This is a genomic window from Mycobacterium dioxanotrophicus (assembly GCF_002157835.1).
Classification (GTDB): Bacteria; Actinomycetota; Actinomycetes; order Mycobacteriales; family Mycobacteriaceae; genus Mycobacterium; species Mycobacterium dioxanotrophicus.
In genome coordinates this window covers 5,799,912-5,826,217 of record NZ_CP020809.1, presented here as the reverse complement: position 1 = coordinate 5,826,217, position 26,306 = coordinate 5,799,912, and the positions used below count along the sequence as shown (strand labels likewise).

The 26,306-nt window shown below is 67.1% G+C and carries 27 protein-coding genes; 16 read left to right on the top strand and 11 right to left on the bottom strand.

The genetic code is table 11. The features are described from left to right. Positions 1 to 33 precede the first annotated feature (33 nt). The gene (locus tag BTO20_RS28345) at positions 34 to 1,476 is read right to left on the bottom strand and encodes an APC family permease (RefSeq protein ID WP_087079269.1); all 1,443 of its coding nucleotides are present in this window, start codon (positions 1,474 to 1,476) and stop codon (positions 34 to 36) included. A gap of 175 nt (positions 1,477 to 1,651) precedes the next feature. Between BTO20_RS28345 and BTO20_RS28340 the strand changes: the two genes are divergently transcribed. After that, positions 1,652 to 2,692 carry a phosphotransferase enzyme family protein gene (locus tag BTO20_RS28340; RefSeq protein WP_087079268.1) on the top strand — a complete coding sequence of 347 codons (1,041 nt, stop codon included), beginning with the start codon at positions 1,652 to 1,654 and terminating at the stop codon, positions 2,690 to 2,692. 328 nt (positions 2,693 to 3,020) lie between these two features. Beyond that, on the top strand, positions 3,021 to 4,421 hold the full coding sequence (locus BTO20_RS28335) for an MFS transporter (protein ID WP_157680439.1): 1,401 nt from the start codon (positions 3,021 to 3,023) through the stop codon (positions 4,419 to 4,421). A gap of 3 nt (positions 4,422 to 4,424) precedes the next feature. Here the strand turns inward: BTO20_RS28335 and BTO20_RS28330 are convergent, their stop codons facing one another. The 3 genes from BTO20_RS28330 to BTO20_RS28320 are packed head-to-tail and all read right to left on the bottom strand — an operon-like array spanning position 4,425 to position 6,579. Next, the gene (locus BTO20_RS28330) at positions 4,425 to 5,081 is read right to left on the bottom strand and encodes a GntR family transcriptional regulator (protein ID WP_087079267.1); all 657 of its coding nucleotides are present in this window, start codon (positions 5,079 to 5,081) and stop codon (positions 4,425 to 4,427) included. Continuing rightward, positions 5,078 to 5,797 (bottom strand): maleate cis-trans isomerase family protein, encoded by a 720-nt coding sequence (locus BTO20_RS28325; protein ID WP_198344092.1) that lies wholly within the window; start codon positions 5,795 to 5,797, stop codon positions 5,078 to 5,080. Before BTO20_RS28325 ends, BTO20_RS28330 begins: the two co-directional genes overlap by 4 nt. Positions 5,798 to 5,841: 44 nt before the next feature. Beyond that, positions 5,842 to 6,579, bottom strand: a complete 738-nt coding sequence (locus tag BTO20_RS28320; protein ID WP_198344091.1) for a maleate cis-trans isomerase family protein — start codon at positions 6,577 to 6,579, stop codon at positions 5,842 to 5,844. A 79-nt stretch (positions 6,580 to 6,658) separates the two neighbouring features. On the opposite strand from BTO20_RS28320, the gene BTO20_RS28315 reads away from it, so the two are divergent. From BTO20_RS28315 to BTO20_RS28305, 3 genes are read left to right on the top strand one after another with little or no spacing between them, the layout of a single operon-like run. Beyond that, positions 6,659 to 7,639 carry a D-2-hydroxyacid dehydrogenase gene (locus BTO20_RS28315; protein WP_087079266.1) on the top strand — a complete coding sequence of 327 codons (981 nt, stop codon included), beginning with the start codon at positions 6,659 to 6,661 and terminating at the stop codon, positions 7,637 to 7,639. A 20-nt stretch (positions 7,640 to 7,659) separates the two neighbouring features. Further along, entirely contained in the window at positions 7,660 to 9,042 is a 1,383-nt protein-coding gene (locus BTO20_RS28310) for an amidase (RefSeq protein ID WP_198344579.1), read from the top strand. Further along, positions 9,039 to 9,536 (top strand): DUF3830 family protein, encoded by a 498-nt coding sequence (locus BTO20_RS28305; RefSeq protein ID WP_087079264.1) that lies wholly within the window; start codon positions 9,039 to 9,041, stop codon positions 9,534 to 9,536. The genes BTO20_RS28310 and BTO20_RS28305 overlap by 4 nt, the downstream gene beginning before the upstream one ends. A gap of 85 nt (positions 9,537 to 9,621) precedes the next feature. On the opposite strand, the gene BTO20_RS28300 is transcribed toward BTO20_RS28305, so the two are convergent. Genes BTO20_RS28300 through BTO20_RS28285 form a run of 4 tightly spaced genes read right to left on the bottom strand, consistent with a single transcriptional unit; the run spans position 9,622 to position 13,277 of the window. Then, entirely contained in the window at positions 9,622 to 10,542 is a 921-nt protein-coding gene (locus BTO20_RS28300) for a class I SAM-dependent methyltransferase (RefSeq protein ID WP_087079263.1), read from the bottom strand. Positions 10,543 to 10,549: 7 nt separating this feature from the next. After that, positions 10,550 to 11,446, bottom strand: a complete 897-nt coding sequence (locus BTO20_RS28295; RefSeq protein WP_087079262.1) for a class I SAM-dependent methyltransferase — start codon at positions 11,444 to 11,446, stop codon at positions 10,550 to 10,552. A gap of 9 nt (positions 11,447 to 11,455) precedes the next feature. Beyond that, on the bottom strand, positions 11,456 to 12,358 hold the full coding sequence (locus tag BTO20_RS28290) for a class I SAM-dependent methyltransferase (RefSeq protein WP_087079261.1): 903 nt from the start codon (positions 12,356 to 12,358) through the stop codon (positions 11,456 to 11,458). Between the two features lie 4 nt (positions 12,359 to 12,362). Next, positions 12,363 to 13,277 carry a class I SAM-dependent methyltransferase gene (locus BTO20_RS28285; RefSeq protein ID WP_087079260.1) on the bottom strand — a complete coding sequence of 305 codons (915 nt, stop codon included), beginning with the start codon at positions 13,275 to 13,277 and terminating at the stop codon, positions 12,363 to 12,365. 268 nt (positions 13,278 to 13,545) lie between these two features. Between BTO20_RS28285 and secY the strand changes: the two genes are divergently transcribed. The 10 genes from secY (at position 13,546) to BTO20_RS28235 (ending at position 22,631) form a co-directional block, all read left to right on the top strand. Then, positions 13,546 to 14,871, top strand: a complete 1,326-nt coding sequence (gene secY / locus BTO20_RS28280) for a preprotein translocase subunit SecY (RefSeq protein ID WP_083166405.1) — start codon at positions 13,546 to 13,548, stop codon at positions 14,869 to 14,871. Continuing rightward, positions 14,868 to 15,413 carry an adenylate kinase gene (locus tag BTO20_RS28275; RefSeq protein WP_087079259.1) on the top strand — a complete coding sequence of 182 codons (546 nt, stop codon included), beginning with the start codon at positions 14,868 to 14,870 and terminating at the stop codon, positions 15,411 to 15,413. Before secY ends, BTO20_RS28275 begins: the two co-directional genes overlap by 4 nt. Beyond that, the gene (gene map / locus BTO20_RS28270) at positions 15,410 to 16,207 is read left to right on the top strand and encodes a type I methionyl aminopeptidase (RefSeq protein WP_087079258.1); all 798 of its coding nucleotides are present in this window, start codon (positions 15,410 to 15,412) and stop codon (positions 16,205 to 16,207) included. The genes BTO20_RS28275 and map overlap by 4 nt, the downstream gene beginning before the upstream one ends. 116 nt (positions 16,208 to 16,323) lie before the next feature. After that, positions 16,324 to 16,839 carry a sigma-70 family RNA polymerase sigma factor gene (locus tag BTO20_RS28265; RefSeq protein WP_029368392.1) on the top strand — a complete coding sequence of 172 codons (516 nt, stop codon included), beginning with the start codon at positions 16,324 to 16,326 and terminating at the stop codon, positions 16,837 to 16,839. Continuing rightward, the gene (locus BTO20_RS28260; protein WP_087079257.1) at positions 16,836 to 17,570 is read left to right on the top strand and encodes an anti-sigma factor family protein; all 735 of its coding nucleotides are present in this window, start codon (positions 16,836 to 16,838) and stop codon (positions 17,568 to 17,570) included. Before BTO20_RS28265 ends, BTO20_RS28260 begins: the two co-directional genes overlap by 4 nt. Before the next feature lie 70 nt (positions 17,571 to 17,640). Beyond that, positions 17,641 to 19,347, top strand: coding sequence for a thiamine pyrophosphate-binding protein (locus BTO20_RS28255; RefSeq protein ID WP_198344090.1), 1,707 nt, complete (start codon positions 17,641 to 17,643; stop codon positions 19,345 to 19,347). Then, the gene (locus tag BTO20_RS28250; RefSeq protein WP_087079255.1) at positions 19,328 to 20,008 is read left to right on the top strand and encodes an SRPBCC family protein; all 681 of its coding nucleotides are present in this window, start codon (positions 19,328 to 19,330) and stop codon (positions 20,006 to 20,008) included. The genes BTO20_RS28255 and BTO20_RS28250 overlap by 20 nt, the downstream gene beginning before the upstream one ends. Next, a complete protein-coding gene (locus BTO20_RS28245; RefSeq protein ID WP_232490882.1) occupies positions 20,005 to 21,042 on the top strand; it encodes a 3-oxoacyl-ACP synthase III family protein in 1,038 nt (345 codons plus the stop codon). The genes BTO20_RS28250 and BTO20_RS28245 overlap by 4 nt, the downstream gene beginning before the upstream one ends. Continuing rightward, entirely contained in the window at positions 21,042 to 22,076 is a 1,035-nt protein-coding gene (locus BTO20_RS28240) for a pyridoxal phosphate-dependent aminotransferase (RefSeq protein ID WP_087079254.1), read from the top strand. Before BTO20_RS28245 ends, BTO20_RS28240 begins: the two co-directional genes overlap by 1 nt. Before the next feature lie 51 nt (positions 22,077 to 22,127). Further along, positions 22,128 to 22,631, top strand: coding sequence for a MarR family winged helix-turn-helix transcriptional regulator (locus BTO20_RS28235; RefSeq protein ID WP_087079253.1), 504 nt, complete (start codon positions 22,128 to 22,130; stop codon positions 22,629 to 22,631). Positions 22,632 to 22,646: 15 nt separating this feature from the next. Here BTO20_RS28235 and BTO20_RS28230 read toward each other — a convergent pair whose 3' ends face one another. Both BTO20_RS28230 and BTO20_RS28225 read right to left on the bottom strand, forming a co-directional pair. Beyond that, the gene (locus tag BTO20_RS28230; protein ID WP_087082802.1) at positions 22,647 to 23,828 is read right to left on the bottom strand and encodes a GAF domain-containing sensor histidine kinase; all 1,182 of its coding nucleotides are present in this window, start codon (positions 23,826 to 23,828) and stop codon (positions 22,647 to 22,649) included. 17 nt (positions 23,829 to 23,845) lie between these two features. Beyond that, complete coding sequence (locus BTO20_RS28225) at positions 23,846 to 24,505, bottom strand: response regulator (RefSeq protein WP_062827970.1); 660 nt, start codon at positions 24,503 to 24,505, stop codon at positions 23,846 to 23,848. Positions 24,506 to 24,624: 119 nt separating this feature from the next. Here BTO20_RS28225 and BTO20_RS28220 point away from each other — a divergent pair, with 119 nt between their 5' ends. Continuing rightward, the gene (locus BTO20_RS28220) at positions 24,625 to 25,428 is read left to right on the top strand and encodes an HAD family hydrolase (protein WP_198344089.1); all 804 of its coding nucleotides are present in this window, start codon (positions 24,625 to 24,627) and stop codon (positions 25,426 to 25,428) included. A gap of 4 nt (positions 25,429 to 25,432) precedes the next feature. On the opposite strand, the gene mmsB is transcribed toward BTO20_RS28220, so the two are convergent. After that, positions 25,433 to 26,305, bottom strand: a complete 873-nt coding sequence (mmsB, locus tag BTO20_RS28215) for a 3-hydroxyisobutyrate dehydrogenase (protein ID WP_087079251.1) — start codon at positions 26,303 to 26,305, stop codon at positions 25,433 to 25,435. Between the last annotated feature and the right edge of the window lies 1 nt (position 26,306).

The following is a 26,306-nucleotide window of genomic DNA, read 5'->3' as shown; positions in this document are numbered from 1 at the left end:
GTTCTCCTGAGGGTGTCGAAACGAGGTTTTCGGCTAGTCGGGCGTGTTGGCCCGCGGCCGGAGCGCGGCCACGAGGAATCCGGCCCCGATGGTCAGGACCAGCAGCACCACGACGATCCAGCCCAGCGTCGCGCTGCCCATGAGCAATGGGAGATTCTTCGCGGTGATCGCCGTCGTGACACCCAACCCGACGCAGCCCAGGCCCGGTGCGATCACGGTGTTCCAACGGCGGTTGTCGACCTTGTTGTGCCGGAAGAACATCAGGATGGCCACACAGGTGCCGAGCATCAGCAGCATCACGCCGATGGTCGCGATGCCGACCAGCCACGTGAACACCTGCGTGATGGGATCCAGGCCGAACACCACACAGATCGCGAGAAGTGCCGCAGCCGATACCGATTGGGACACCGAGGCGATATGCGGTGAGCGGTGTGTGGGGTGGCTCAGCCCGGCCTTGGCCGGCATCGCACCGGTGTTGGCGAGGCGGAAGATATAGCGGGCGATGACGTTGTGGAAGGACAGGATGCACGCGAAGACGCTGCCGATCAGCAGGTACTGCATCACCTCATAGCCGAACGTGCCGATGAACCGCTTGCCGGCATCGAGCAGCATGGTGGCCGAATCCGTTTGTGCCCGTTCGACGGCGCCGTTGTCACCCCAGGCGCTGATGATGGCCCAGGCCACCAGCGCGTAGAACCCGCCGATGACCGCAAGTGCGCCGTAGGTCGCGCGCGGGATGGTCTTGTCCGGGTTGCGCGCCTCGTCGCGGTACACCGCCGCGGCCTCGAAGCCCAGGAAGCCCGACACCGCGAACATCAGGGCCAGTGCGGGGGAGCCGGACAGGATCTGGTGCGGCTGGAACATCGCGGTGGACAGACCCTCCGGGCCGCCACCTCTGACCGTGACCGCGACCGCGAACACCAGGCAGATCAGCACCTCGGCGACCAGCACGACGCCGAGCACCTTGCCGGACACCTCGATGTTGCGGTAGCCGAGCACACCGACGACGAGCACCGACAGGGCCGAGAACAACCACCACGGGATGCTCGGGCCGCCGAACGACAACACGAAGTCGTGCAGGACGACACCCATGAACGCGTGCACCGCCACCTGGACGGCGCTGTAGGTGAGCAAGGCCAGGAACGCGGCCGCGAGGCCCCACCGGCGGCCCACGCCCTCGGTGATGTAGGAGTAGAACGCGCCTGCGCTCTTCACGTGCGGCGTCATCGCGGTGAAGCCCACCGCGAAAAAGGCCAGCACGACCGCGGCGACGACGTACATGATCGGGTACGCCGGACCGTTGCCGCTGAGTATGGCCACCGGCACGGTGGCGCTGACGGTGGTCAGCGGGGCGGCCGCCGCCATGATCATGAAGATGATCGCTCCCGCACCGAGACGACCGGCGAGTCGGTGCTCTCGCCCGGTTCCGGTGCCTTCAGAGACGTTCCCGGCGCCGATGGTGGATTCGGTTGACACTGCCCCTACCTTCTGTCGCAGTGGTGACCCGCGGGGTGTCGCGGATCACACTCATGGTCCATGAGGCGCCAGCCGCTAACTGTGCAGTGTTCGGACACGGCCGCCGGTCAGAGGTCTGCCTGGGCGTCCGAGATCTGCACAGATAGTCCCGCAGGCGGACCCTAGCGTGCAACGGATGGACGACACCTCCTCCTCGGCGGCAGCCCGTCACGAGGCGTACGCCAAGGCTGCCCTCACCGCCTACGGTCTGCCCGGAACAGCCCGGGCGCGGATGATCAGCCTGTCGGAGAACGCGACCTTCCTGGTCGAGACCGACCATCCCGTCGGCGTGCTGCGGGTCTACCGCATCGGCTATCAGAGCGAGGCGGCCATCAGGTCCGAACTGGCCTGGATCGAGGCCCTGCGGAACGATGGCATCGTCCACACACCAGGTATCCGACGTACCACCGACGGTGAGACGCTGCAGTGGATCACCGTCGACGGGGTGACGCGGGCGTGCGCGATGTTCGACCACGTGCCCGGCACGGCACCTGCCGACGACGATTTCGCCACCTATGCGTTGGTGGGGCGTACCGCGGCCGAACTGCACCGGCAGACCGACCGCTGGCAGCGACCGGCGTGGTTCACCCGGTCGACGTGGGACGTCGACCACATCCTGGGGCCCGGCGCGCCGTGGGGCCGGTGGTCCGACGGGCCGGGTTTGAACGACGACGCGATCGCGCTGCTCGAGCGAGCGGCAGGGATGGTGCGTGCCCGCCTGGCCGACTATCCGGCTCGCGGCCCCATCGCGGGGCTGGTGCACTGTGACCTGCGCGCGGCCAACCTGCTCAAAGGGGCTGACAACCGGGTATGGGTCATCGACTTCGATGACGCAGGCTTCAGCTGGTATCTCTGGGACCTGTGCAGCTCGACCACCTTCATCGAGCACCAGCCGCAGCTCGCCGACGTCATCGAGGCGTGGCTGACCGGCTATCGGGCGGTTCGCCCGCTCACCGAGCGGGACCTCGACGCGATCCCCGACCTGGTGTTCCTGCGGCGTCTGCACATCCTCGCGTGGCTCGGCAGCCACCCCGAGTCAGATCTGGCCCATACCCTCGGTGATTCCTTCACCTACGACACGGTCGAACTCGCGCAACGCTACCTGGACGGGCGGTTTCTCCGCGAATATCGTCCGTCGGCCCATGACCATTGTCCCTCGGGCGCTGCGCACGGGTAGCGACTTCGTCGAGTGTCGTTGCCGCTCAACGGCCGTCATGGAAGAAATTGTGCGGCAAGGGGTTCCAGGTAGGGACTGGCGCATGTCGGCGAAAGCCGGCCGGACAGTTCCCTATTCTGACGTCGATGACAATTGCGGCACGCCCCGGGGGCGGTGCATTGTGCCTGCCAGCGAGGTAACGTCATTCCTTGGCAACTATTGAATTGCCGGACGAGACGACGGCCTGGCCCTGCGGTGTTCACCCATCAGACCAGCCGAAAGTACAGCGCGCGGCGGGGACCGGTGTCGTCAGACACATGGAGGAACCGTGCCTGCGCACAAGAGCCCGATGAGGGGCTTCGGAGACAAGCCGGAGATCGACTACAGCGAACCCGCGGAGAGTGCGCCAGACCCGGGCGTACTCAGACGGGCGATCGCCGCATCGGCGATCGGAAACGCCACAGAATGGTTCGACTACGGCATATACGCCTACGGCGTGAGCTACATATCGGCCGCCATCTTCCCGGGTGACACCCACCAGGCCACGCTGTTGGCGCTTGCGACATTTGCGGTTTCGTTCCTCGTGCGACCGCTCGGCGGATTCGTGTGGGGACCACTGGGTGACCGGCTCGGACGCAAACATGTTCTGGCCATCACCATCGTGCTGATGGCGGGTGCGACATTCTGCGTGGGACTGGTGCCGTCCTACGCCGCGATCGGACTGTGGGCACCGGCCATCATGGTGGTGCTGCGCATGGTCCAGGGCTTCTCCACCGGCGGCGAATATGGCGGTGCGGCAACGTTTATGGCCGAGTACGCGCCCTCACGCCGCCGCGGGTTCCTCGGGAGTTTCCTGGAATTCGGCACCCTTTCCGGCTTTTCGCTCGGCGCGCTGCTGATGCTCGGCTTCTCGATGCTGCTCACCGACGACCAAATGGGTTCGTGGGGTTGGCGGTTGCCGTTCATGGTCGCGGCACCGTTGGGCTTGATCGGCGTCTATCTGCGGTCCCGACTCGAGGACACCCCGGTATTCCGTGAACTTGAGCAGTCCGGGGACAAAGAGCAGGGCGCGGTGACGCAGTTCAAGGATCTGGTGGGGGAGTACTGGGCACCCGTGTTGCGACTGGGCGGTCTCGTAGTGGCGCTCAACGTGGTCAACTACACGCTGCTCACCTACATGCCCACCTACCTGGAGCGGACCATCGGGCTGTCGAGCAATCACGCGCTGGTCGTACCGATCATCGGGATGCTCACGATGATGGTGTTCCTGCCGTTCGCCGGTCACATCTCCGACCGGGTGGGCCGCAAGCCGATGTGGTGGTTCTCGCTGATCGGGCTGTTCATCGCCGGTGTGCCGATGTTCCTGCTGATGGGCACCAACATGGTCGGCGCCGTGATCGGATTCGCGGTGCTGGGGCTGCTCTACGTGCCCCAGCTGTCGACGATCTCCGCCACCTTCCCGGCGATGTTTCCCACGCAGGTGCGCTACGCCGGTTTCGCTATCGCCTACAACGTGTCGACCTCGCTGTTCGGTGGTACCGCGCCCGCGGTCAACGACTGGTTGGTGTCGTTGACCGGGGACCATCTGGTGCCTGCCTACTACATGATGATCGCCTGCGTGATCGGGGCGATCGCACTGGTGAAGGTTCCGGAAACGGCCCGATGCCCGATCGGGGGAACCGAGATCCCCGGCACACCCGAAGCGCCGCCGCAGCTGGAATACGACGTCGAACCCAGTACGGCGTCGTAGATCTCAGCCGGCGGGCAGGCGCGCGATGAGCCGGTCGACGGCGTCCTCCATGTGCGCGAGCATCAGCTTGTCGGTGAGTGCGACGTCGCCGGATCGGATCGCGCAGGCCAGCGCATGGTGCTCGGTGACCCGGTCGCCGGGCGTGTCGTAGGTATCGGCCAAGGCGTGCAAGCACATTCGAGTCTCGACCAGGTAGGTCTGGTGCATCCTGGTCAGCCGTGCGCTGCCCGCCGATGCGACCAGAAGTTCATGGAAGCGAATGTCGGCCTCACTCAACTCATCTGGTTCGACGGCCGATTCCATCTCGTCGACGATGGTGAGCAGCCCATCGCCGACCGCGGCGTAATCGCCCTGCAGAATTTCGCGGGCCGCGGTGCGCTCGACGGCTTCGCGCGCCAGGTACATATCGCGAACCTCGGCGGGCGTCATGTCGATCACGAACACGCCGCGGTTGCGGATGGCGACCACCAGGCCCTCCTGGGCCAGTCGCGCAATGCCCTCGCGGATCGGACCGCGGCTCACCCCGAACCTGCGGGCCAGATCGGCTTCGCCGAGCTGAGATCCCGGTTCCAGTTCGCGGTGCGCGATGGCCTGACGCAGCTTGTCGGCGATGATGCTCGGCGTCGACTGCTGGTCCACCGGGCCGATGAAGTCGGTCACCGGGCCGTCCTGAACAGCGTGCCGAGGCCGGGTAGGCGCGGAACCGGGCCGATCAACTGCAGGCCCTTCCAGACCGTCACGGCGTTGGCGGTGAGCACCGGCTTTCCGACTGCCGATTCGAGTCTCTCGATGATGCTCAGCGTATGCATGGCGGTGTCGGGCACCAGCACCGCCTCGGCGTCGGGATGGTCGGCTGCCCGCACCATCTCGACCACCTCGTCGGGTGCCAGCAGGCCCACTTCGGCGGCCGTGACGATGCCGTGGCTGCCCATCGCGACCACGACGGCACCACTGGCGGACAGGAACGTCACGAAGTGCGCGGCCACATCCGCGGGATACGACGCGGCCACCGCTATGTTGCGAATGCCCAAGTAGTGCAAGGCATCTGCAAACGCGATCGACGTTGACGACGCCGGTACGCCCGCCGCGACGGCCACCTGGTCGACCTGTCGCCGTGCCCCGTCGGGGCCGAAGACGAAGCTGCCCGACGTGCACGCCCACATCATCGATTCCGCTTGCGCACCGCTCAGCCTTGCGACACCGTCGGCGAGGCGTTCGGCCTTGCCGAGGTCCAACAACGCATCCACGCGGTGGGCGTCCTCGCCGACGCTGGTGATCGCCACCGGTAACGACACAGTGGCGCCCAAACGTGCCTCCAGCGCTTCGAAATCGTCCTCTGCGCTGTGGCCGGGATAGAGGATGCCTACGGTCGGCATGCGGTCTCCTGTCGGATCATGGACGCGGTGCGGGTCTCGGTCATTCAGGCCTCCAGCAGTCGCTGACCGGGTCCCACGGCCTTGCGGCCCGCGACGGCCAGCGCTGCCCACATCGTCACCTGGTTGGCCGTCACGACGGGTTTACCCAGGTCGGCCTCGAGCCGGGTGATCAGGTCGTAGGTCGGCAGATTGGTGCAGCTGATGACGATGGCCTCGGCCTCGGGAACATCGGTGGCCCGCACCAGGTCTGCCGTGGTCTCGTACGGCACCGCCCAGATGCGCGCGGTCATCCCCAGGCCCGCTGTTGCGACGACCTCGATGCCGGCCTCCATGAGGTAGCTGGTCAGCCCGATGGTCAGGTCCGCGGTGTAGGGCGTGACGGTGGCGACCCTGTGCAGGCCGAGATGCTGCAGCGCGGTGAGCATCGCACCGCTGGTGGTCACCGCTGCCGGGGCGCCCGCCGCGCGCATCGCCGCGACCAGGGCGGCCTCGCCGGCCATGCCCTTGACGAAACTGCCCGAGGTGCATGCGTATGCGGTGACGAGCGGGGAGACCGCGAGCACGTTGGCGGCGCCGGCCACCACCTGTTCGGGCTCAGAGATGTGCACCGCCATGTCGACGGTCACGGGCATCGGCGCATACCGCAGCCGGGTGACGTAGAGACTGACGTCGTTGGGCACCCATCGCCACAGCTCCCGGTCGAGGGCGAAGTCGTATGGCGCCACAACACCTATCCCCACCTGCTGCAACGGCGGGTGAGGGGCCAAACCCTCGATCGTCATGTCCACAGTGTGAGGCCGAACGGGTCGACCGGCAACAGATTGTTGACAATCCTACGAAAAGGTTCCTAGCCTCGAAGCAATGGCCAGCCCACGTCCGGTGATCGCGGTGTTGTGTGAGCGTGCGACGGACCGCCCGGCCGGGGTCGCGGATCTCGACGTCGATGTGGACTTCCGGTACTGCGCCGCAGACGGTTTGGCCGACGCGGTGCGGGGCGCGCGGGCGTTGCTGATGTGGGATTACTTCTCCACCGCGCTGCGGGGCGCCTGGGCCAACGCCGACGCCCTGGAGTGGATCCACGTCACCGCCGCAGGCGTCGACACCCTGCTGTTCGACGAACTGCGGGATTCCGACGTCGTGGTCACCAACGCTCGGGGCGTATTCGACCGTCCCATGGCCGAATACGTGCTCGGAGCGGTCATCGCATACGCGAAGGGAAGCCAGGCCAGCCTCGATCGGCAACGGCGGCACGAGTGGCAGCACCGGGAGACCAGAACCATCGCCGGTGCGCACGCACTGGTGGTCGGAACCGGCGGCATCGGCCGGGAGATCGCCCGGTTGCTGCGGGCCGCCGGACTGGTCGTCCGCGGTGCCGGTCGCGTGGCACGCGCCGAGGACCGCGACTTCGATCAGGTCGTGGCGACAGCGGACCTGGCCGCCGCGGTCGGTTGGTGTGATCACCTGGTGTTGGCCGCCCCGCTCACCGACGCCACCCGCGGCCTGGTGGACGCAGCCGTCTTGGCGGCGATGAAATCCGACGCGCACCTGGTGAACGTCGCGCGAGGCCCGCTCGTCGACGAGTCCGCACTGCTGGCAGCACTCACCGCGGGCAGCATCGGTGGCGCCACCCTCGACGTGTTCGACACCGAACCCCTGCCGCAGGGCCATCCGCTGTGGGACGCGCCCGGCGCCGTCGTCACCGCCCACATGTCCGGGGACGCTCGCGGCTGGCGCGACAGGCTGGCCGCGCAGTTCGCCGAGAACCTGCAGCGGTGGCTCACCGGGAAGCCACTGCACAACGTCGTGGACAAGAAGCTCGGATATGTCAGGGGCGCAACGTGATTCCCTCGGCGGTCGACCTCATGGCGGCCTATCGGAACAAAACGCTCTCGCCCGTGGAGATCACCAGGGCCGCGCTGGCGGCCATCGATCGCCACAACAGCCTGGTGAATGCCTTCGTGCTGATCGACGAGGAGGGCGCACTGGCGGCGGCACAAGCGTCGGAAGCGCGGTGGCAGGCCGGGCAACCGCTGGGGCCAGCGGACGGCATCCCGACCTCGATCAAGGACGCATTGTGGACGCGGGGCTGGCCGACGCTGCGCGGCAGCTGGCTCATCGACGAGGCCGGGCCCTGGGACGAGGATGCGCCAAGCGTTGCGCGGCTGCGTGATTCGGGGGCGATCCTGCTCGGCAAGACCGCCACACCCGAGTACTCGTGGAAAGGGGTCACCGATTCGCCCCGCTACGGTGTGACCGGCAATCCGTGGAATCGGACCGCGACCGCCGGCGGGTCCAGCGGTGGCAGCGCCGCGGCCGTCGGCCTGGGCATGGGCGTGTGGTCGGTCGGCACCGACGGCGGCGGCTCGGTGCGTATACCTGCGGCGTTCACCGGCACCGTGGCGCTCAAACCGACGTATGGGCTCATCCCGCTGTATCCGCCCAGCCCGTTCGGCACGCTTTCCCACGCCGGTCCGATGGCCCGGACGGTGGCCGACGTCGCCGCGCTGCTCGACGTGGTCACCGGCTTCGACCCGCGTGACTGGTCTGCAATGCCTTCTCCCACTTCATCATTCCGCGCCGGGCTCGACGGCGGTATCGCCGGGCTGCGGGTCGCCTATTCGCCCGACCTCGGGTTCGGCTCCAACGATCCCGAGGTCGACGGCGCGGTACGGGCCGCCGTCAACGTCCTCGCCGCCGCCGGTGCGGAAATCGAGGAAGTCTCCCCCGGCTTCGACGATCCCGTGCACGCCTTCCATGTGCTGTGGTTCTCGGGCGAGGCGAAAGTGCTGGAGGGCAAGCTCACCGGTGACCGCGCCCGGCCCGTCGATCCCGGCCTGCTGCGTACCGCCGCGATCGGCGCGGGATTCTCGGCTTCGGACTACCTCGACGCGACCGCCGTCCGCATGACGCTGGGGGAGCGGATGGGACGGTTTCACCGGGACTACGACGTGCTGATCACCCCGACGTTGCCGCTCACCGCGTTCCCCGTCGGCCAGGACGTACCCGACGGCTGCGGATCACCGGACTGGACCAGCTGGACGCCGTACACCTACCCATTCAATCTGACTCAGCAGCCGGCACTTTCGGTGCCGTGCGGGTTCAGCAGGAACGGTCTGCCGATCGGTCTGCAGATCGTCGGTGCCCGGCACGCGGATGCCCTGGTGCTGCGCGTCGGACAGACCTACCAGGACGCCACCGACTGGCACCACCGGGTGCCGGCGTTGCTCATCGAGGAGGCGCAATGAGCCGATTGATCACGGTGTCGCTGGACACGCGCGGGGTGACGTGCGTGGCCCGGTTGCTCGACGACGCGGCGCCCCGCACCTGCGCGGCCGTCTGGGATGCGTTGCCGTTGTCGGCGCAGGTGTTCCACGGTAAGTACGCCCGCAACGAGATCTACACGCTGCTACCGGCGTTCGGCGCCGACCCGGGCCGGGAGAACACCACGGTGACGCCGATTCCCGGTGACCTGTGCTGGTTTTCGTTCGACTCCGACGATCTGGGCAACCCGGCCTACGGCTACGAGAACACGACCGGCACCGGCACGACGGGCGCGATCGTCGACCTGGCGCTCTTCTACGGACGCAACAACCTGCTGATCAACGGCGATCAGGGCTGGGTGCCCGGCAACGTGTTCGGTGCGATCACCGACGGGCTCGAGGAGATGGCGGCCGCGTGCCAGGACCTGTGGATGGGCGGTGCCCGTGGCGAAACACTGAGTTTCGCCAGGGCGTCTTGACCCGCACGCCGGAACTGCATTCCCGGTTGTTAAACGCGTCGTTTAACAACCGGGAATGCAGTTCCGGCGAAAGCTGCGGGAAAACTCAGCCCAGAGTGCCGCTGATGTAGACGATTTCGCCCATCGGATCTTGGTCGTCGGCCTCGGGCACGGGCAGGCCGTAGCGTGCGAACAGCTCAGCGCGGGGGACACCGGCCATCTGCCAGCCCTTGGTGCCGAGGTAGTCCGCCGCGGAATGCCGTTCGCCGTGGTAGATCAGCGACGGCATGTCCATGTTCAACCCGATCTGGCTGAAGCCGGCCGCGGCGGCGCGGGCCTTCTCAGGATCGAAATCCTTGAGGCCAGGCACGAATTCGGTTGCCAGCGTGCTGTCGGCAGCGCTGAGGGCGTCGATGTTGTCGAACAGGCGGTCCTGGGCGTCGGCCGGCAGGTAGATCAGCAGACCCTCGGCACACCACGCCGTCGGCTGCCCCGGGTCGAAACCCGCCCCACGCAGCGCGGTCGGCCAGTCTTCGCGCAGATCGATCGGCACGGTGCGGCGCTGCGCCGTCGGCGCCGCACCGAGGTCGGCCAGCACCTGGGTCTTGAACTCGATGACATCGGGCTGGTCGATCTCGTAGACGACGGTGTCGTCGGGCCAGGGCAACCGGTAGGCGCGCGAGTCCAGACCCGACGCGAGGATCACCGCCTGCCGGATACCGCCCTCGGTGGCGGCGACGAAGTAGTCGTCGAAAAACCTTGTGCGTACTGCCATCTCATCGATGTTCGCCCGCGCCCTGGCCGCCGCGTCCGGGGCGACGGCCGCGATGGCGTCGAAGTCCAGTTCACCGTTGACCATCTTGGTGAACGCCTCGATGCCGACGGCCCGCACCAGGGGTGCGGCGAGCGGATCGTTGATCAGACCGTGCGGTGCGCTGCTCGCGATCGCCCGCCCCGTCGCGACGAGTGTCGCCGTTGCTCCCACACTTGATGCCAGATCCCAGGTGTCGCCGTCGACCCGCGCCATCAGATCCTCATTTCCGTTCTGCGGACAGATAACCCGAATCGCCCGCGAGAACGGCGAGGTCTTCGGGGTAGTCGAATCCGTAGCCAGCGTAGGCCTCGCGGGTGGTGAGAACGGTCGACTGCCAGCCGTGCCCGGAGAGGTAGTCGCCGGCGGTGTGCCGGTCACCGGAATAGAACAGGTCCATGAGGTCGACGTCGGAACCGACCCGCTTGGACCACTCGCTGACCTTTTTCGTCCACTCCTCGGAGAGCATGTTCATGTCCATGTGTTCGGTGGCCAGCCGACTGCCCGGTGCGGAGAGTTCGGTGATGTTGTCGAAGAGCCGGTCCTGGGCCTCGGGCGGCAGATAGATCAACAGTCCCTCGGCGATCCATGCGGTGGGTGCCGACGGATCGAATCCGGCGCCGCGCAGCGCAGCAGGCCAGTCTTCACGCAGATCGATGGCCACCGTGCGACGCTCGGCGGCAGGTTCAGCGCCGAGCCCGGCCAGCGTGCGGGTCTTGAACTCGATCACCTCGGGTTGGTCGATCTCGTAGACCGCGGTGCCTGCCGGCCAGTTCAGCCGGTAGGCGCGGGTGTCCAGCCCGGACGCCAGGATCACCGCCTGGCGGATTCCGGCTTCGGTTGCGCCCGTGAAGAAGTCGTCGAAGAACCGGGTGCGCACGGCGATCTGCTCGCACATGCGCTGCAGGTCCAGCATCTGATCGCCCTCGACGCAGAGCTCGCCGTCGGCCAATCGGATGCAGTGCTCCAGCCCCACTGCCTTGACCAGCGGATCGGCATACGGGTCGTTGATCAGCGGGTCGGGCTGCTTGGTGGCCAGTGCGCGGGACGCGGCGACACCCGTCGCCGTCGATCCGACGCTGGTTGCCAGGTCCCAGGTGTCACCGTCGGTGCGTGCCATCGTTGTTCCTTACTGCCGTGTCGCCACGACTGCCAATGAATTGCGTTGTGGTTCAGCGTCTTCCGATTCCGGGAAGGTGCGCCCGTATTCGGCGAAGACCTCGGGGCGCCGGCGGGCCGTCACCGACCAGCCGTCTGCGGTGAGATAGTCGACCACCGAGTTGCGGTCACCGACGTACCAGAGCTCGGACAGGTCGACGTCGAATCCGTGTTCGCGCCAGCGCTCGGCCATGGCCTGGCTGCGGTTGCGCACGGCCGCCGCGATGTCCGGGTGGTACTCGGTGGCCAGCCGGCTGCCCGGGGCGCTCAGCGCGGTGATGTTGTCGAACAGTCGGTCCTGAGCCTCGGGCGGCAGGTAGACCAGCAGACCCTCCGCGCTCCACGCCGTCGGGAGGCCGGGGTCGAACCCGGCGGCGCGCAATGCCGCCGGCCAGTCGTCACGCAGGTCGACGGCGACGGCCCGGCGCTGCGCGGTAGGGGTGGCGCCGATCTGCTCCATCGCCGCGGTCTTGGCACCGATCACGTCCGGTTGGTCGATCTCGTAGACCACGGTCTGATCCGGCCAGGGGAGCCGGTAGGCGCGCGAGTCCAGCCCGGAGGCCAGGATCACCGCCTGCCGGATGCCCGCGGCGCCTGCATCTGTGAAGAAGTCGTCGAAGAACTTCGTCCGCACCGCCATCACCGACGTCATCAGCTCGGCCGCCGAGGAGTCCTCGCCGTCGAGCACGAGGTCACCGTCGACGAGCTTGGTGAAGAAGTCCACCCCCACCGCGCGCACCAGCGCCGCGGCGTACGGATCGTTGATCAGAGGCTCGGGTTCGGCGCTGGCGATCGCGCGGGCCGCGGCCACCATGGTGGCCGTCGCGCCGACGCTGGACGCGAGGTCCCAGCTGTCCGCATCAGTACGTGCCATGTCTCTACCGCTGCGCGCTGATGTAGAGGACCGATGCGGCGTGGGCCTCATCCTCGACCGGCGGCAGACCCGTCTGGATCAGCAGATCGTTGGAGCTGATGCCGGTGGTCTGCCAGGCGTGGCCCTCCAGATAGGTGGTCACGTCGGCGCGGTCCCCGAGGAAGATCAACTCGTTGAGGTCGATGTCCAGGCCGTGTGCCCGCCAGCGGTCGGTGAAGTCCTTCATCTTGGCGCGGATCGACTCTTCATCGTTGGTCTCGGTCGCCGGAACACCCTCGACGCCGAGCCTGCTGCCCGGCGCGCTGAGAGCCGTGATCTGGTCGAGCAGGCGGTCCTGGGCGTCGGGCGGCAGGTAGCCCAGCAAACCCTCGGCGATCCATGCCGTCGGCTTGGTGGCGTCGAAACCGGCCTCGGTCAGCGCGGTGGGCCAGTCGAACCGAAGGTCGATGGACACCGGGCGCAGGTCCGTGGTCGGCGTGGCGCCCAGGCCGGCGAGAGTCTTCGCCTTGAACTCGACCACCTGAGGCTGGTCGATCTCGAACACCACGGTGCCGGCCGGCCAGGGCAGCCGGTAGGCCCGGGAATCCAGGCCTGCGGCGAGGATCACCGCCTGGCGGATACCCGAGCGGGCCGCGGATAGGAAGAAGTCGTCGAAGAACCGCGTTCGGGCGGCCATGCCGTTGGCGAAGCGATGCAGTCCCGTCGCGGCCTCCTCGTCGAGGCCGTCGGTGGTGAAGTCCTCATCGACCAGTTTGGTGAAGAAGTCCATGCCGACGGCCCGAACCAGGGGTGCGGCGAACGGGTCGTCGATCACAGGGTCCTCGGCGTTGGTCGCCATCGCCCTGGCCGCCGCGACCATCGTCGCGGTGGCACCCACGCTGGACGCCAGATCCCAGGTGTCGTTGTCCGTGCGCGCCATGAACTTCCCTTCAATGCCTGTTAGTTAGGTGATGTAACGAGCCGTCGCCGACTGTACGCTCTGAAGCTGAATACGGGCTTGGCCTGCGGGTGAAGCTGATCGATGCGGGGCCGCCCGGGTGCAACTGTTACTCTCGTAGACTGTTTGACGCTTGAGTTCGCAGGCCCGGCGCCTGCCGGGCCGGCATGTATACGACTTGACCATGACGCTGGACCCACCAGCCCCATTTGGCACGCCGCGCTGAGAAGTCGGCTGCGCAGGAGGAAGAGTGCTTTCGGCTTTCATCTCATCGCTGCGGACGGCCGACCTCAGACGCAAGATCCTGTTCACGCTGGGCCTGGTGATCCTGTACCGCGTCGGTGCGTCGATCCCATCCCCCGGGGTGAACTACCCGAACGTCCAGAAATGCATCGAGCAGGTCAGTGGCGGTGATTCGGCGCAGATCTACTCGCTGATCAACCTGTTCTCCGGCGGCGCGCTGTTGCAGTTGACCGTGTTCGCGGTCGGCGTGATGCCCTACATCACCGCCAGCATCATCGTGCAGCTGCTGGTCGTGGTCATCCCGCGGTTCGAGCAGCTGCAGAAGGAAGGCCAGGCCGGCCAGGCCAAGATGACGCAGTACACGCGTTATCTGTCGATCGCACTGGCCATCCTGCAGGCCACCAGCATCGTGGCGCTGGCCGCCAACGGCGGACTGCTGCAGGGCTGCTCGCTGAACATCATCCAGGACAGCTCGATCTTCGGCTTGATCGTCATCGTGCTGGTCATGACCGCGGGTGCCGCCCTGGTCATGTGGATGGGTGAGCTGGTCACCGAGCGCGGCATCGGCAACGGTATGTCCCTGCTGATCTTCGCCGGTATCGCCGCCCGTATCCCGTCCGAGGGCAAGACCATCCTGGACAGCCGCGGCGGCCTGGTCTTCACCGCCGTCTGCGCGGCCGCGCTGGCCATCATCATCGGCGTGGTCTTCGTCGAGCAGGGGCAGCGCCGTATTCCGGTGCAGTACGCCAAGCGCATGGTCGGCCGCAAGATGTACGGCGGGACGTCCACCTACCTGCCGCTGAAGGTCAACCAGGCCGGCGTCATCCCGGTCATCTTCGCGTCCTCGCTGATCTACATTCCGCATCTGATCACGCAGCTGATCCGCAGCGGGAACCCCAATGGCGGCAGCGGCTGGTGGGACAAGTTCGTCGCCAACTATCTGACGAATCCCGCCGACCCTGTCTACATCGCGATCTACTTCGGCCTGATCATCTTCTTCACGTACTTCTACGTGTCGATCACGTTCAACCCGGACGAGCGCGCCGACGAGATGAAGAAGTTCGGTGGCTTCATCCCCGGCATTCGGCCGGGTAAGCCGACCGCGGACTACCTGCGTTATGTGCTGAGCCGGATCACCCTGCCAGGCTCGATCTACCTCGGTGTGATCGCAGTTCTGCCGAACCTGTTCCTGGAGATCGGCAACACCGGGACGGTACAGAATCTCCCGTTCGGTGGAACTGCAGTTCTCATCATGATCGGCGTCGGGTTGGATACCGTCAAACAGATCGAGAGCCAGCTCATGCAACGCAACTACGAAGGGTTCCTGAAGTGAGAGTCGTTCTACTCGGACCGCCCGGTGCGGGCAAAGGCACACAGGCCGAGAAGCTGTCCGAGAAGCTCGGCATCCCGCAAATCTCCACCGGGGACCTCTTCCGCAAGAACATCGGCGACGGCACACCCCTGGGTGTCGAGGCCAAGCGTTACCTCGATGCGGGCGATCTGGTTCCCGCCGAACTGACGAACCGCCTGGTAGAGGACCGGATCGACCAACCCGACGCGGCCGGCGGGTTCATCCTCGACGGCTACCCGCGCTCCGTCGAACAGGCCCGCGCACTGCACGACATGCTCGAGGCCCGGAACACCAAGATCGACGCGGTGCTGGAGTTCGCGGTCTCCGAGGACGAGCTGCTCGCCCGGCTCAAGGGCCGCGGCCGCGCCGACGACACCGAAGAGGTCATCCACAACCGGATGAAGGTCTACCGCGACGAGACCGAGCCGTTGCTGGAGTACTACGGCGACGAGGTCAAGACCGTCGCAGCGGTGGGCGCCCTCGACGAAGTGTTCGCTCGCGCCCTGAGCGCGCTCGGTCGGTGATCTCCCTGCCGGGGCTGCGCAGCCGTAAGGTCGTCGCGCAGCGCAGCGCAGGAGAACTCGACGCCATGGAAGTCGCGGGCGCACTCGTCGCGTCCGCGCTGCGCGCGGTTCAAGCCGCGGCCGCGCCGGGCGTCAGCACACTTGAGCTCGACCGCATTGCCGAATCCGTCATCCGCGACGGTGGCGGCACGCCATCGTTCCTCGGCTATCACGGCTTTCCGGCCAGCATCTGCGCGTCGGTCAACGACCGTGTGGTGCATGGCATCCCGTCGGCCGGCGAGGTGCTCGCCACCGGCGATCTGGTCTCGATCGACTGCGGCGCGATCGTCGACGGCTGGCACGGCGACTCAGCCGTCACCTTCGGCGTCGGGCCGCTGATCGACGCCGACGAGGCCTTGTCCGAGGCAACCAAAGCGGCCATGGAGGCGGGGATCGCCGCGATGCTTCCCGGAAACCGGCTCACCGATGTCTCGCACGCCATCGAGGTCGAGACCCACGCCGCGGAAGCCCGACACGACCGCAAATACGGAATCGTCGCCGGCTACGGCGGGCACGCCATCGGCAGGCAGATGCACATGGACCCGTTCCTGCCCAACGAGGGTTCGCCGGGGCGCGGCCCGTATCTGGCCGTGGGCTCGGTGCTGGCCATCGAACCCATGCTGACCCTCGGCACCACCAAGACCGTGGTGTTGGAAGACGAGTGGACCGTCATCACCGCCGACGGAACACGCGCCGCGCACTGGGAGCACACCGTGGCCGTGACCGAGGACGGGCCCCGGATCCTCACCCGCTGATTTCCCCGTCAGCAATCGCCCGGCGTGATGTTGCCCGAACCGTCACGCACCTGCGGGCGCAAAGGTCTAATGAACTGGATCACCACCAACGTCGTATCTAAGACGGAGGTTGGTTAATGGACGATCCGGAGGCCGCCATGATGCGGGGGCTCTACGATGAGCATGCCGCGGCCTTGTGGCGATACGCGCTGCGTCTCACCGGCGACCAGGCGCGCGCCGAAGACGTGGTGCAGGAGACGCTGCTGCGCGCCTGGCGCCATCCCGACGTCACCGCGGACACCGACCGGTCGGCGAGGGCTTGGCTGTTCACGGTGGCGCGGAACATGATTATTGATGAACGCCGAAGCGCCCGGTTCCGCAACGAGACGGGTGTTCCGGACCCCGAACTGGTGGCCGATCACGCCGCCCCCGACCAGGTGGACACCGCATTGGACCGGTTGTTGCTGAGCACCGCACTCAGTCAACTGTCCGAGGAGCATCGGGCCGTGGTGCGTCGCGCCTATTACCAGGGCTGGACCACCACGCAGATCGCGGCCGACCTCCAGATACCGGAGGGCACGGTGAAGTCGCGGCTGCACTACGCCGTTCGCGCATTACGACTCAATCTGCAAGAAATGGGGGTGACACGATGACGCAGTACGGTGCACCCCGCATTGATCCCGTGGACGGCGACCGCTACCTCACCTGGGACGCGGCCTATGTCCTCGGCTCATTGACGAGCACCGAGCGCCGCGAGTACGAAGGCCATCTGGCGGGATGTGAGCGCTGCCGTGCAGCTGTGGCTGAGCTGAGCGGCATGCCGGCCCTGCTCGCCCTGCTCGACTTCGACGATGTGCGTGCGCTCGATGAGGAGCAACCCGATCCACCCCTTCGACCCGAAGTGCTGGAGTCGGTGCTCGCCAAGGTCAGCTGGCGGCGGCGCCGGTCCCGGTGGGTGACCTCGGCCGCGGTCGGGTTGGCCGCTGCCGTGCTGGCAGTCGGACTCGTCGTCGCGATCCGCCCCGAAACGTTCGGTCTGCACACCGGGACCGAGCAGCAGCAGACCGCTCAGATGCTCCAGATGTCCAAGGTGTCCGAGACCCCGATCAACGCCAGCATTGCGCTGAGCAGCTACACGTGGGGCACCCGGATCGACATGGCATGCACCTACGGGGACTGGGGCAACAAGGATGCGCCGCCGCAGAACCTCGGCATGGTGGTGGTCGGCCGTGACGGTACTCACACTGAGGTCGCGACATGGCTCGGATTGTCCGGCGCGACGGCCCTGCCCAGCGGAAACACGACGTTGCCGATCAACGAAATCGCTGCGGTGCAAATGGTTTCGTCGCCCGACGGAAAAGTACTACTTGAGAAAACCCTGTAAATCCGGCCGCCGGTGAACCGCGCCCCCTCCCGGGCCGTGTCACTAGGCAGAACCGGAAGGCAGGTGGAATATGGCCAGCAGGCACCGAGTGGTCGACCACATCGTCGGCCACCTGGCGGCGAGCGGGGTCTCCCACATCTTCGGCGTCGACGGCGCCAATATCGAAGATCTCTACGATGCGACGCACTTTCGCGACGACATCACCGCGGTACTGGCCAAACACGAATTCTCCGCGGCCGCAATGGCTGACGGCTACAGCCGCAGCGGGGCAGGGATCGGTGTGGTCGCCGCCACATCGGGCGGCGGTTGCCTGAACACCGTGCCCGGCCTGGGAGAGTCACTGGCCAGCCGAGTTCCCGTGCTGGCGTTGATCGGTCAGGCCCCGACGGCGCTGGACGGACGCGGGGCCTTCCAGGACACCAGCGGGCGCAACGGTGCCCTGGATGCCCACGCCCTGTTCTCGGCGGTTTCGGTGTACTGCCGCCGAGTGGTCAGTGCCCGAGACATTCTCACGGCCCTGCCCGAGGCGCTGGCCGCGGCCCGCACCGGCGGACCGGCGGTGCTGCTGCTGCCCAAGGACATCCAACAGGCCGACCTGGGCGAACCTACCAACGGCAAGGTCAACGGAATACCTGTGGGCGCACAGCTTTCCGATCCCGGTCCGCTCGCCGCGGCCTTGCGGGAGGCGGCCGGACCGATCACCATCATCGCCGGGGAGCAGGTGGCCAGGGACGACGCGCGAGCCGAGCTCGAGCGGCTGCGCGCCACGCTGCGCGCGCGCATCGCCACGGTGCCCGACGCCAAGGACGTCGCGGGCACCCCTGGCCTCGGATCGTCTTCTGCGCTGGGGGTATCCGGTGTGATGGGCCATCCCGGCGTCGCCACCGCGGTGGCGCGCAGCGCGCTGTGCCTGCTGGTCGGCACCCGCATGACCGTCACCGCGAGGGCTGGTCTCGACGACGCGTTGAGCACGGTGCCGACCTACTCGATCGGTTCGGCCGCACCGTACCTGCCGTGTACCCACGTGCACGCCGACGATCTGCGGGGGTCGCTGGCCCTGCTGACGCAGGCACTGTCAGGACACGGCAGGCCCGCACATGTCCGGGTCCCGGATACGGTGCTGCGCAGTGAATTACGGCCGCCACCGCACAACGGTCCCGGAGTCCGGTACCGCGATGCGATGGCAGTGCTCGACGATGTGCTGCCCGCAGGAACCGACATTGTCGTCGATGCAGGCAACATCGGGGCGTCGGCCATCCATTACCTGGGGGCCCGGCGCGACGGCCGTTTCGTCGTCGCACTCGGCATGGGTGGGATGGGATACAGCTTCGGTGCCGGGATCGGCATGACCTTCGCCAGGGGCGGGCGTACGGTGGTCATCGCCGGCGACGGCTCATTCTTCATGCACGGCATGGAGATTCACACGGCGTTGCAGTATCGTTTGCCGATCACCTTCCTGCTGTTCGACAACCACGCGCACGCCATGTGCGTGACCCGCGAGCAGACGTTTTACGGGGACCGCTACAGCTACAACCGGTTCGGACCCAGTCATCTGGGACCCGGCCTGGCCGCGATGTTCCCGGGCCTCCCCTCACTCGGCGTCGACGACATCGGGCAGTTGCCCGCAGCGCTGCAGCTGGCGCTGGACGACGACGGCCCGTCGGTCATCAGCATCGAATGCTCTGCCGATGAAATACCTCCGTTCGCAGCCTTTCTCAACAGATCCGCCACACCGCACACCGAGGAGAACAGAACCCATGTCGCTGCCCGCGCTTGATGACATCACCGCCCATCGGGGTACACCCGAAGCCATGGACGGGCTCGTCCGCATCGAAACCTCACCGAAAGAGCAGGCCACCCCGATCATCCTGGAGATGATGCGGTCGGTGTACCCGCACGACGAGGTGTTCGGCGAGTACTGCACCGTCAACGACTACATCGATTGCCCCCCAGAAGAACTGTTCGACTATCTGTCGGACACCCGCAGCCTGGAGGAGTGGACCTACAGCCTGCGCGGATTCACCACCACCGACGAACCGGGGTTGTGGCTGGCGTATGACCGGCTCGGTGCCGGACCGACCGGGCCGGGAAGCGAGATCTACACCCGCACCGTGGCCAACCGCGAGGCGCTCACCGTCGACTATCACTGTGCGTGGGACCAGGGCAAGCACCTGTGGATGATCTACCTGATGCGCATCGTCGACGCCCAGGTGGTGTTAGACAAACCGGGATCTGTTGTGCTGTGGACGAATTGCCATCACCCGTTCTACGACAACAACCCGTACCCGGAGACCGCACCGCCCGGACGCCCGGTGTGGGTGGGCGACTTCTGGGACATGTTCGGCGCCGGTCATCTGCTCGAACTGCACAACCTCAAAGCAATCGCCGAGTACCGGCACCGCAACGGCCTGCCGGTCACCCCAGCCTGGATGAAATGAGCACGACGATGAGCGCAGCCACCAAAACCGTCTCCCTGCTCGACGTGTCGACCTACCTGCCCGGAGAGCCGATCGGCGCCGAATACTACGCACAGTTCGCCGAATCCGACGAGCTGCGGGACAATCTCATGTTCCGGGCGCCCCGGTTTCGGCACCACGTGGCGCCCGATGAGACCGCCATCGACATGGTCGAACGCGCCGCCGCAGGGTTGATCGACCGGCACGGCCAGGATGCGGTGAGCAATGCCGACATCCTCATCACGCACACCCAGATGCCCGACATGCCGTTCTACGGCGGGGGCGGCGGCATGGCGCATCGCCTTGGCATGAAACCGAACTGGGTGATCGATCTGCACAACGGCGGCTGCGCGGCGTTCGTGCTCGGACTCAAGCTGGCACGCAACCTGCTCGCCTCCGGGGAAGGGCGTACCGCGCTGATCGCCGTCGCGCAGAACGCCGCGGGCCAGATCTTCGACCAGGAGAGCATCCGGCGCAAAGCCCAGTCCGCGGTACCCGGCGACGGTGCCGCGGTGGGTCTGGTGGCGCTCTCCGACGCTTCGCCCATCTTGGATGTGGAGTGCCGCACCTACGGCGAGTTCGCCGGTGACATGACCATCGCTGTCGATCCGCCGCGCAAGTGGTGGGAGGCGGGTCCGGGGGAGGGGTGCATCGGGTTCACCGAGAGCAAGATCACCAAGGTGCTGGCCCGCGGTAACCGCCAGGTGCCCGAGGTTTCCTACGCGGTGTGTGACCGAATCGGGGTGCCGCCCAAGGACATCGACCTGCTGGTGACCAACCAGCCCAACCGGGCGTTCCTGCGGAACTGGCGTGAGGCACTCGAGCTGCCTCAGGAGCGGCATGTCGATACTTTCGACGAGTGTGGAAACCTCTTCGCCGCAGGCATTCCGGTGAACTTCGACCGCGCGGTGAGCACCGGGCGGATCGCGGCGGGGGACACTGTGCTGATGGCGGCGTTCGCGCACGCCGGTGACTTCGCCGGAGCGGCCGCCGTGTACTGGGGCGGACGTAACTGATGGCCACCCCACCCGCTGCGCTGCTCGGCGTGGTCGGTTCGATACCCGACGCGGTCAACCCGCTGGCGTTGTCGCTCAACGAATATCCCTTTCCGCCATTGCCTGCCGTGCGGTCGGCGATGGCTGCGTCCATCGATACGGCCAACCGGTATCCGGAGTTCCTGCCGCAGCGGCTGCGGTCGTTGATCGCCGGGCACGTCGGCGTGCGAGAGTCCCAGGTGGTCATCGGATCCGGCGCGACCGGCGTCACGATGCAGGTGCTGCACGCGGTCAGCAGTCCGGGAGACACGATGGTGATGGCGGCGCCGACCTTCGACGGATTTCCGATCTTCGCGCAGATGGCCCGGTTGCGGTCGGTGACGGTGCCGCTCGACCAGCACGGCCACCACGACCTCGACGCCATGGCCGAGGCCGCCGAGAACGCCAGGGTGGTCGTTGTATGCCGACCACACAACCCCACCGGAACCGTCGAACCGGCAGATGACATCGAACGGTTCCTCGCGCGCGTACCCCGGGACACCGTCGTACTGCTCGACGAGGCCTACGTCGAGTTCCTGCCCGGTGAACACCGCATCGATGCGCCCAGCCTCGTCCGCAGGTTCGGCAATGTGGTGGTGGTACGGACCTTTTCGAAGGCCTACGGACTGGCCGGGCTGCGGGTCGGATACGGTTTCTGCGCTCCGGATCTCGGTCGCACGTTGTGGTCCATGCAACTTCCGTTCGGCACCCCGCTGAGCGGCCTCGTGGCGGTGGCCGCCTCCTACGACGCGGAAAGCCAACTCCGGCAGCGGATTCGGATGATCGCCGCGGAGCGCAGGTACCTGCAGTTGCGGTTGCGGTCGATGGGTCTCTACACCACCGAAGGGCAGGCCAACTTCGTCTACCTACCCGCCTGCGGGCGGCGCTGGCAGGCCGTGTTCGACGGCGCCGGCCTGCAGGTCCGGCACTACCCCGACGGTGGTGTGCGAATCACGGTGGGATCGCGGGAGTCGACGCGGGCAGTGCTGCGCGCGGTGCGCACGGCGATGCGCTGAATTCGCCGCGCTGTTCGCACCGCGGGCAACGGTGATGCGGTATGAAGAAGCGTGCCCTCACCACCCGACAAGCGTGATCCCATCGCATTGGCCCGCGCCAACTGGGAGGCAGCGGGCTGGGGTGACGTTGCCGACGGGATGGTCGCGGTGACGTCGGTGATGCGTGCACACCAGATCCTGCTGGCCCGGGTCGAGACCGCGCTGCGGCCCTACGACCTGAGCTTCTCGCGCTTCGAATTGTTGCGGCTGCTGGCCTTCAGCAGGGCCGGTGCGCTGCCCATCACCAAGGCGTCGGACCGGCTGCAGGTGCACGTCACGAGCGTCACGCACGCCATCCGCCGGCTCGAGGCCAACGGGCTGGTGGAGCGCATACCGCATCCGACCGACGGCCGCACCACCCTGGTGCAGATCACCGAGTTGGGGCGTTCCACGGTCGAAGAAGCCACCGTGACCCTCAACGATCAGGTGTTCGGGGATGTCGGGATGTCCGCGGAACAGTCCCGCGCGTTGGTGGCGTCGATCGAGACGCTGCGGCGCAACTCCGGCGACTTCTGACCCTCGCGTGCGGGCCTAGTCGAGCACGGCGGGGAGCGGAATACTCGCGGTGACAGCGGTCCCTGCACCCGGCCTGGACCGGATGTTGAGCCGGCCACCGACGATCTCGGCGCGCTCGGCCATCGACAGCAACCCGTAGCCGCCCATCTCGTCGCTGCCCAGCGGATGTTCGAACGTGTCGAAACCCTTTCCGTCGTCGACGATTTCGAGCCTGGCCACGTTGTCCTCCAAGGTGAACGTGAGCCGGGCCCGGCTCGCGTCGGCGTGCTTGACGACGTTCTGCAGGCATTCCTGGGCGATCCGGTAGAGGGCCAGCTCGATGTGGTCGGGCACCCGGGTCTCGGCGAGCTCCACCTCGAGATCGATTCCGGGGATGGAACGCGCCAGGCTCGCCAAGCCGCCGGCCAGGCCGAGGTCGTCGAGTACCGGTGGCCGCAACCCGCTGATCGCGGCGCGGGCCTCCTGCAGGGTCAAGTCGACCAGTTCCCGTGCCTTGTCGAGTTGTTCGGCCAGCGCGCGAGCGTCGTCGACGGCGCGGGCCGCGGCATCGAGCCGGTAGGACAGCGTCACCAGCCGCTGCGAGATGCCGTCGTGGATGTCGCCCGCCAGCCGGCGCCGCTCGATCTCCTGCGCTTCGATGACCTGCTCGACGAAATTCTCGTGGGCGCGTTCGCGGGCCACCAGCTGCCGGTGCAGCCGGGCCTGGTGCAGTGCCCCGGCGATGAGTCGGCCGATCACCACCAGCAGCTCGACGTCACGTTCCCCGAACTCCCGGCGGTTGACGGTGTGCACGTTGAGGACGCCCACCAGACCACCCGGATCGGTCTCCATCGGCACCGACACCATCGACGTGAAATCGCGTCCGCGCAGCGTTTCGAACGGCAGGTAGCGCGGGTCGGCCTCTTTGTCGTGGCTGATCACCACGGGCTCGCGGTGGCTGGCCACCCAACCCGAGATGCCCTGGCCGAGTGGCAGCCGGATCTTGCCGACCTCGGCGTCGAACGGCGGGGTCGCGCCGGCCAGCGTCAGGGCCCGGTCGGAGTCGTCGAGCACGTGCACGAAACACACGTCGGTCGCGGTGGCCGCAGTGATCATCCGGGCCGCCGCGGCCGCGAGGTGCTCCACGCCGGGGCCGCTGGAGGTGGCCTGGATGAGCTCTCGCAGCAGCGCGAGCTCGCGGTCGGCGGTGAGCACCATGGGGCCGAATTCACTGGTCATTGGTAGATGCCTTCGCGTAGGGCGGTGGCGACGGCGCCGGCGCGGTCACTGACGCCCAGCTTGCGGTAGATGGATCGCAGGTGGGTCTTGACGGTCTCTTCGCCGATCACCAACTTGGTGGCGATGCCGCGGTTGGACAGTCCCGCCACCACGAACGAGAGGATCTCGCTCTCCCGCTGGGTAAGGCCCTGCCGCACACCCGGCCAGAACTCGTCGCGTTGCAGTCGCGCGGCCGTGTCGGCGGCGCGGGCGGCCATGCCGGGATCGATCGCGGTGGCGCCACCGTGGGCGAATTCGATCTGGCGGACCAACTCGTCGCTGCTGATGCTCTTGAGCAGGTAACCCGATGCGCCGACCCGCAACGCCTGGAACAGGTACTGCTCGTCGTCGTACACGCTCAGCATCACCACTTTGCGGTCCGGGTCGCGTTCCCGCAGGTCGCGGCACAGATCCAGGCCGCTGGAGCCCTGCATCCGGACGTCGCACAACACGATGTCGGGGTCCAGCTCGGCGACAACGCTGAGCGCTCGCTCAGCGCCGACTGCGTGGCCGACCACCAGAACCCGGTCTTCGAACGCGGCGAGCATGGCCTTGAGACCCTCGATGACCATTTCGTGGTCATCGACCAGCACAAGGCGCACTGGGGAGGGCGCCATGGCATCACCCTATGTGGCCGCGGACGCGAGGAGCAGACACATCCAGCGGGCGAAGTTCGCATGCCCAATCACCCCTAGGGGGGAGGCGCGGCTGCTGTGATGTGGGCCACTCTCATGTGGTGTCCTCACCTCAGGAGAAAACATGGCGTGCCGGGCGGTTCTGGTGGGACTGTCCTGAGCCGACTGATGCAGGAGCGTTCCCGCTGCGTGCGGTGATCTTCGATCTCGACGCGCTGTCAGACCTGGATGTCGACGGTCATCGGGTCGTGTTCAACGCGGCATTCGCCGCGCACGGCCTATCCCTGGAATGGAGCGTGGCCCGCTATCGGCAGCTGTTGGCGCTGCACGACGAGCGTCAGCGGGTTGCTGCGGAACTGCGCAAACGCTGCGTGGGGCCGGAATGCGACGTGCTCACCGAGGTGCTCGCCGACGAGATCTGCGCCACCAAGGACATGATGTTCGACGAGATGATCCTCGACGCCGGCCTGGCTCCGCGGGCCGGTCTGCTCGACCTCGTCATGGACGCCTTTGCCGCCGAGGTACCCGTGGGTGTGGTGTCCAGCGGCCGGCGCCGGTGGGTCGAGCCGCTGGTGCGTCAGCTGGTGGGCGAGGGCCTGGTGGAAACCGTCGTCACCGGTGACGACGTCACCTCGTCGATGCACGGCGCCGCCCATCAGCACGCTCTGGCCGAGCTCGGGGTGTCCGCGCACGACGCGTTGGGCGTCGCCGGGTCGAGCACCGGACTGCGGGCTGCGAACGCCGCGGGGTTGGCCAGCGTGCTCGTCGGTGCCGACCTGGGCACCGCTCTGCCCGCAGTCGCGGTACGCCCCGACTACACCGGCATGGACGACGCGCTGCGATTGGCGACCTGCCGACGCCTGCACGCCTCGTGGTGGGCGCAACACAGCCCGACGGCCGCCTAGGCGCTCAACCGCGCAGCGTCTCGATCACCGCGCTGAAGTCCAAGTCGGCATGGTCGACGGCGAACTTCGCGTAGATCTCCGCGGCATGGGTGCCCAGCGGCGCCGACGAACCCGTCGACTCCACCGCCGCCATTGCCAGGCCGAGATCCTTGTTCATCAACGCCGTGGCGAACCCCGGCTTGAAATCGTTGTTGGCCGGGGACGTCGGAACAGGCCCGGGCACCGGGCAATTGGTGTGCACGGCCCAGCAGTTGCCGGTGGCACCGGTAATCACGTCGAACAACGACTGCTTGTCCAACCCCAGCTTCTCGGCTAGGACGAACGCCTCACCGACGGCGATCTGCTGCACCGCGAGCACCATGTTGTTGCACACCTTGGCGGCCTGACCCGCACCTGCGGCACCGCAGTGAATGATCTTGCCGGCCATGGGTTCCAGCACCGGTCGGGCCGCGGCGACGGCGTCGTCGGGACCCCCGACCATGAACGCCAACGTGCCTGCCACCGCACCCTTGACGCCACCGGACACCGGGGCGTCGAGCTGGCCGAAACCGTGCTCGCCGGCCAGCTCGTGTACCTCACGGGCATCGTCGACGGAGATGGTCGAGCTGTCGATGAACAGTGCGCCTGACGTCGCGGCGGGCAGCACCGCGGCGTAGCAGCTCTTCACCTGTGTGCCGTTGGCCAACATGGTGATCACCACGTCGGAACCCGCCACTGCCTCGGGCCCACTGCCGAAGATGGTGACGCCGTTGGCCTTTGCGGCCTCCTGCGCCGCCGGGACAGGGTCGAACCCGCGCACGGTGTGTCCGGCGGCCACCAGATTGGCAGCCATCGGGCCGCCCATGTGTCCGAGACCCAGGAAAGCGATTGTGCTCACG

Bases quoted from the DNA above. Each gene is read 5' to 3' on its own strand.
- BTO20_RS28340 (WP_087079268.1), top strand. From the start codon at position 1,652: ATGGACGACACCTCCTCCTCGGCGGCAGCCCGTCACGAGGCGTACGCC.
- BTO20_RS28335 (WP_157680439.1), top strand. From the start codon at position 3,021: ATGAGGGGCTTCGGAGACAAGCCGGAGATCGACTACAGCGAACCCGCG.
- BTO20_RS28325 (WP_198344092.1), bottom strand. From the start codon at position 5,797: ATGCCGACCGTAGGCATCCTCTATCCCGGCCACAGCGCAGAGGACGAT.
- BTO20_RS28320 (WP_198344091.1), bottom strand. From the start codon at position 6,579: ATGACGATCGAGGGTTTGGCCCCTCACCCGCCGTTGCAGCAGGTGGGG.
- BTO20_RS28315 (WP_087079266.1), top strand. From the start codon at position 6,659: ATGGCCAGCCCACGTCCGGTGATCGCGGTGTTGTGTGAGCGTGCGACG.
- BTO20_RS28310 (WP_198344579.1), top strand. From the start codon at position 7,660: ATGGCGGCCTATCGGAACAAAACGCTCTCGCCCGTGGAGATCACCAGG.
- BTO20_RS28305 (WP_087079264.1), top strand. From the start codon at position 9,039: ATGAGCCGATTGATCACGGTGTCGCTGGACACGCGCGGGGTGACGTGC.
- BTO20_RS28300 (WP_087079263.1), bottom strand. From the start codon at position 10,542: ATGGCGCGGGTCGACGGCGACACCTGGGATCTGGCATCAAGTGTGGGA.
- BTO20_RS28295 (WP_087079262.1), bottom strand. From the start codon at position 11,446: ATGGCACGCACCGACGGTGACACCTGGGACCTGGCAACCAGCGTCGGA.
- BTO20_RS28290 (WP_087079261.1), bottom strand. From the start codon at position 12,358: ATGGCACGTACTGATGCGGACAGCTGGGACCTCGCGTCCAGCGTCGGC.
- BTO20_RS28285 (WP_087079260.1), bottom strand. From the start codon at position 13,277: ATGGCGCGCACGGACAACGACACCTGGGATCTGGCGTCCAGCGTGGGT.
- BTO20_RS28265 (WP_029368392.1), top strand. From the start codon at position 16,324: ATGGACGATCCGGAGGCCGCCATGATGCGGGGGCTCTACGATGAGCAT.
- BTO20_RS28260 (WP_087079257.1), top strand. From the start codon at position 16,836: ATGACGCAGTACGGTGCACCCCGCATTGATCCCGTGGACGGCGACCGC.
- BTO20_RS28255 (WP_198344090.1), top strand. From the start codon at position 17,641: ATGGCCAGCAGGCACCGAGTGGTCGACCACATCGTCGGCCACCTGGCG.
- BTO20_RS28250 (WP_087079255.1), top strand. From the start codon at position 19,328: ATGTCGCTGCCCGCGCTTGATGACATCACCGCCCATCGGGGTACACCC.
- BTO20_RS28245 (WP_232490882.1), top strand. From the start codon at position 20,005: ATGAGCACGACGATGAGCGCAGCCACCAAAACCGTCTCCCTGCTCGAC.
- BTO20_RS28240 (WP_087079254.1), top strand. From the start codon at position 21,042: ATGGCCACCCCACCCGCTGCGCTGCTCGGCGTGGTCGGTTCGATACCC.
- BTO20_RS28230 (WP_087082802.1), bottom strand. From the start codon at position 23,828: ATGGTGCTCACCGCCGACCGCGAGCTCGCGCTGCTGCGAGAGCTCATC.
- BTO20_RS28225 (WP_062827970.1), bottom strand. From the start codon at position 24,505: ATGGCGCCCTCCCCAGTGCGCCTTGTGCTGGTCGATGACCACGAAATG.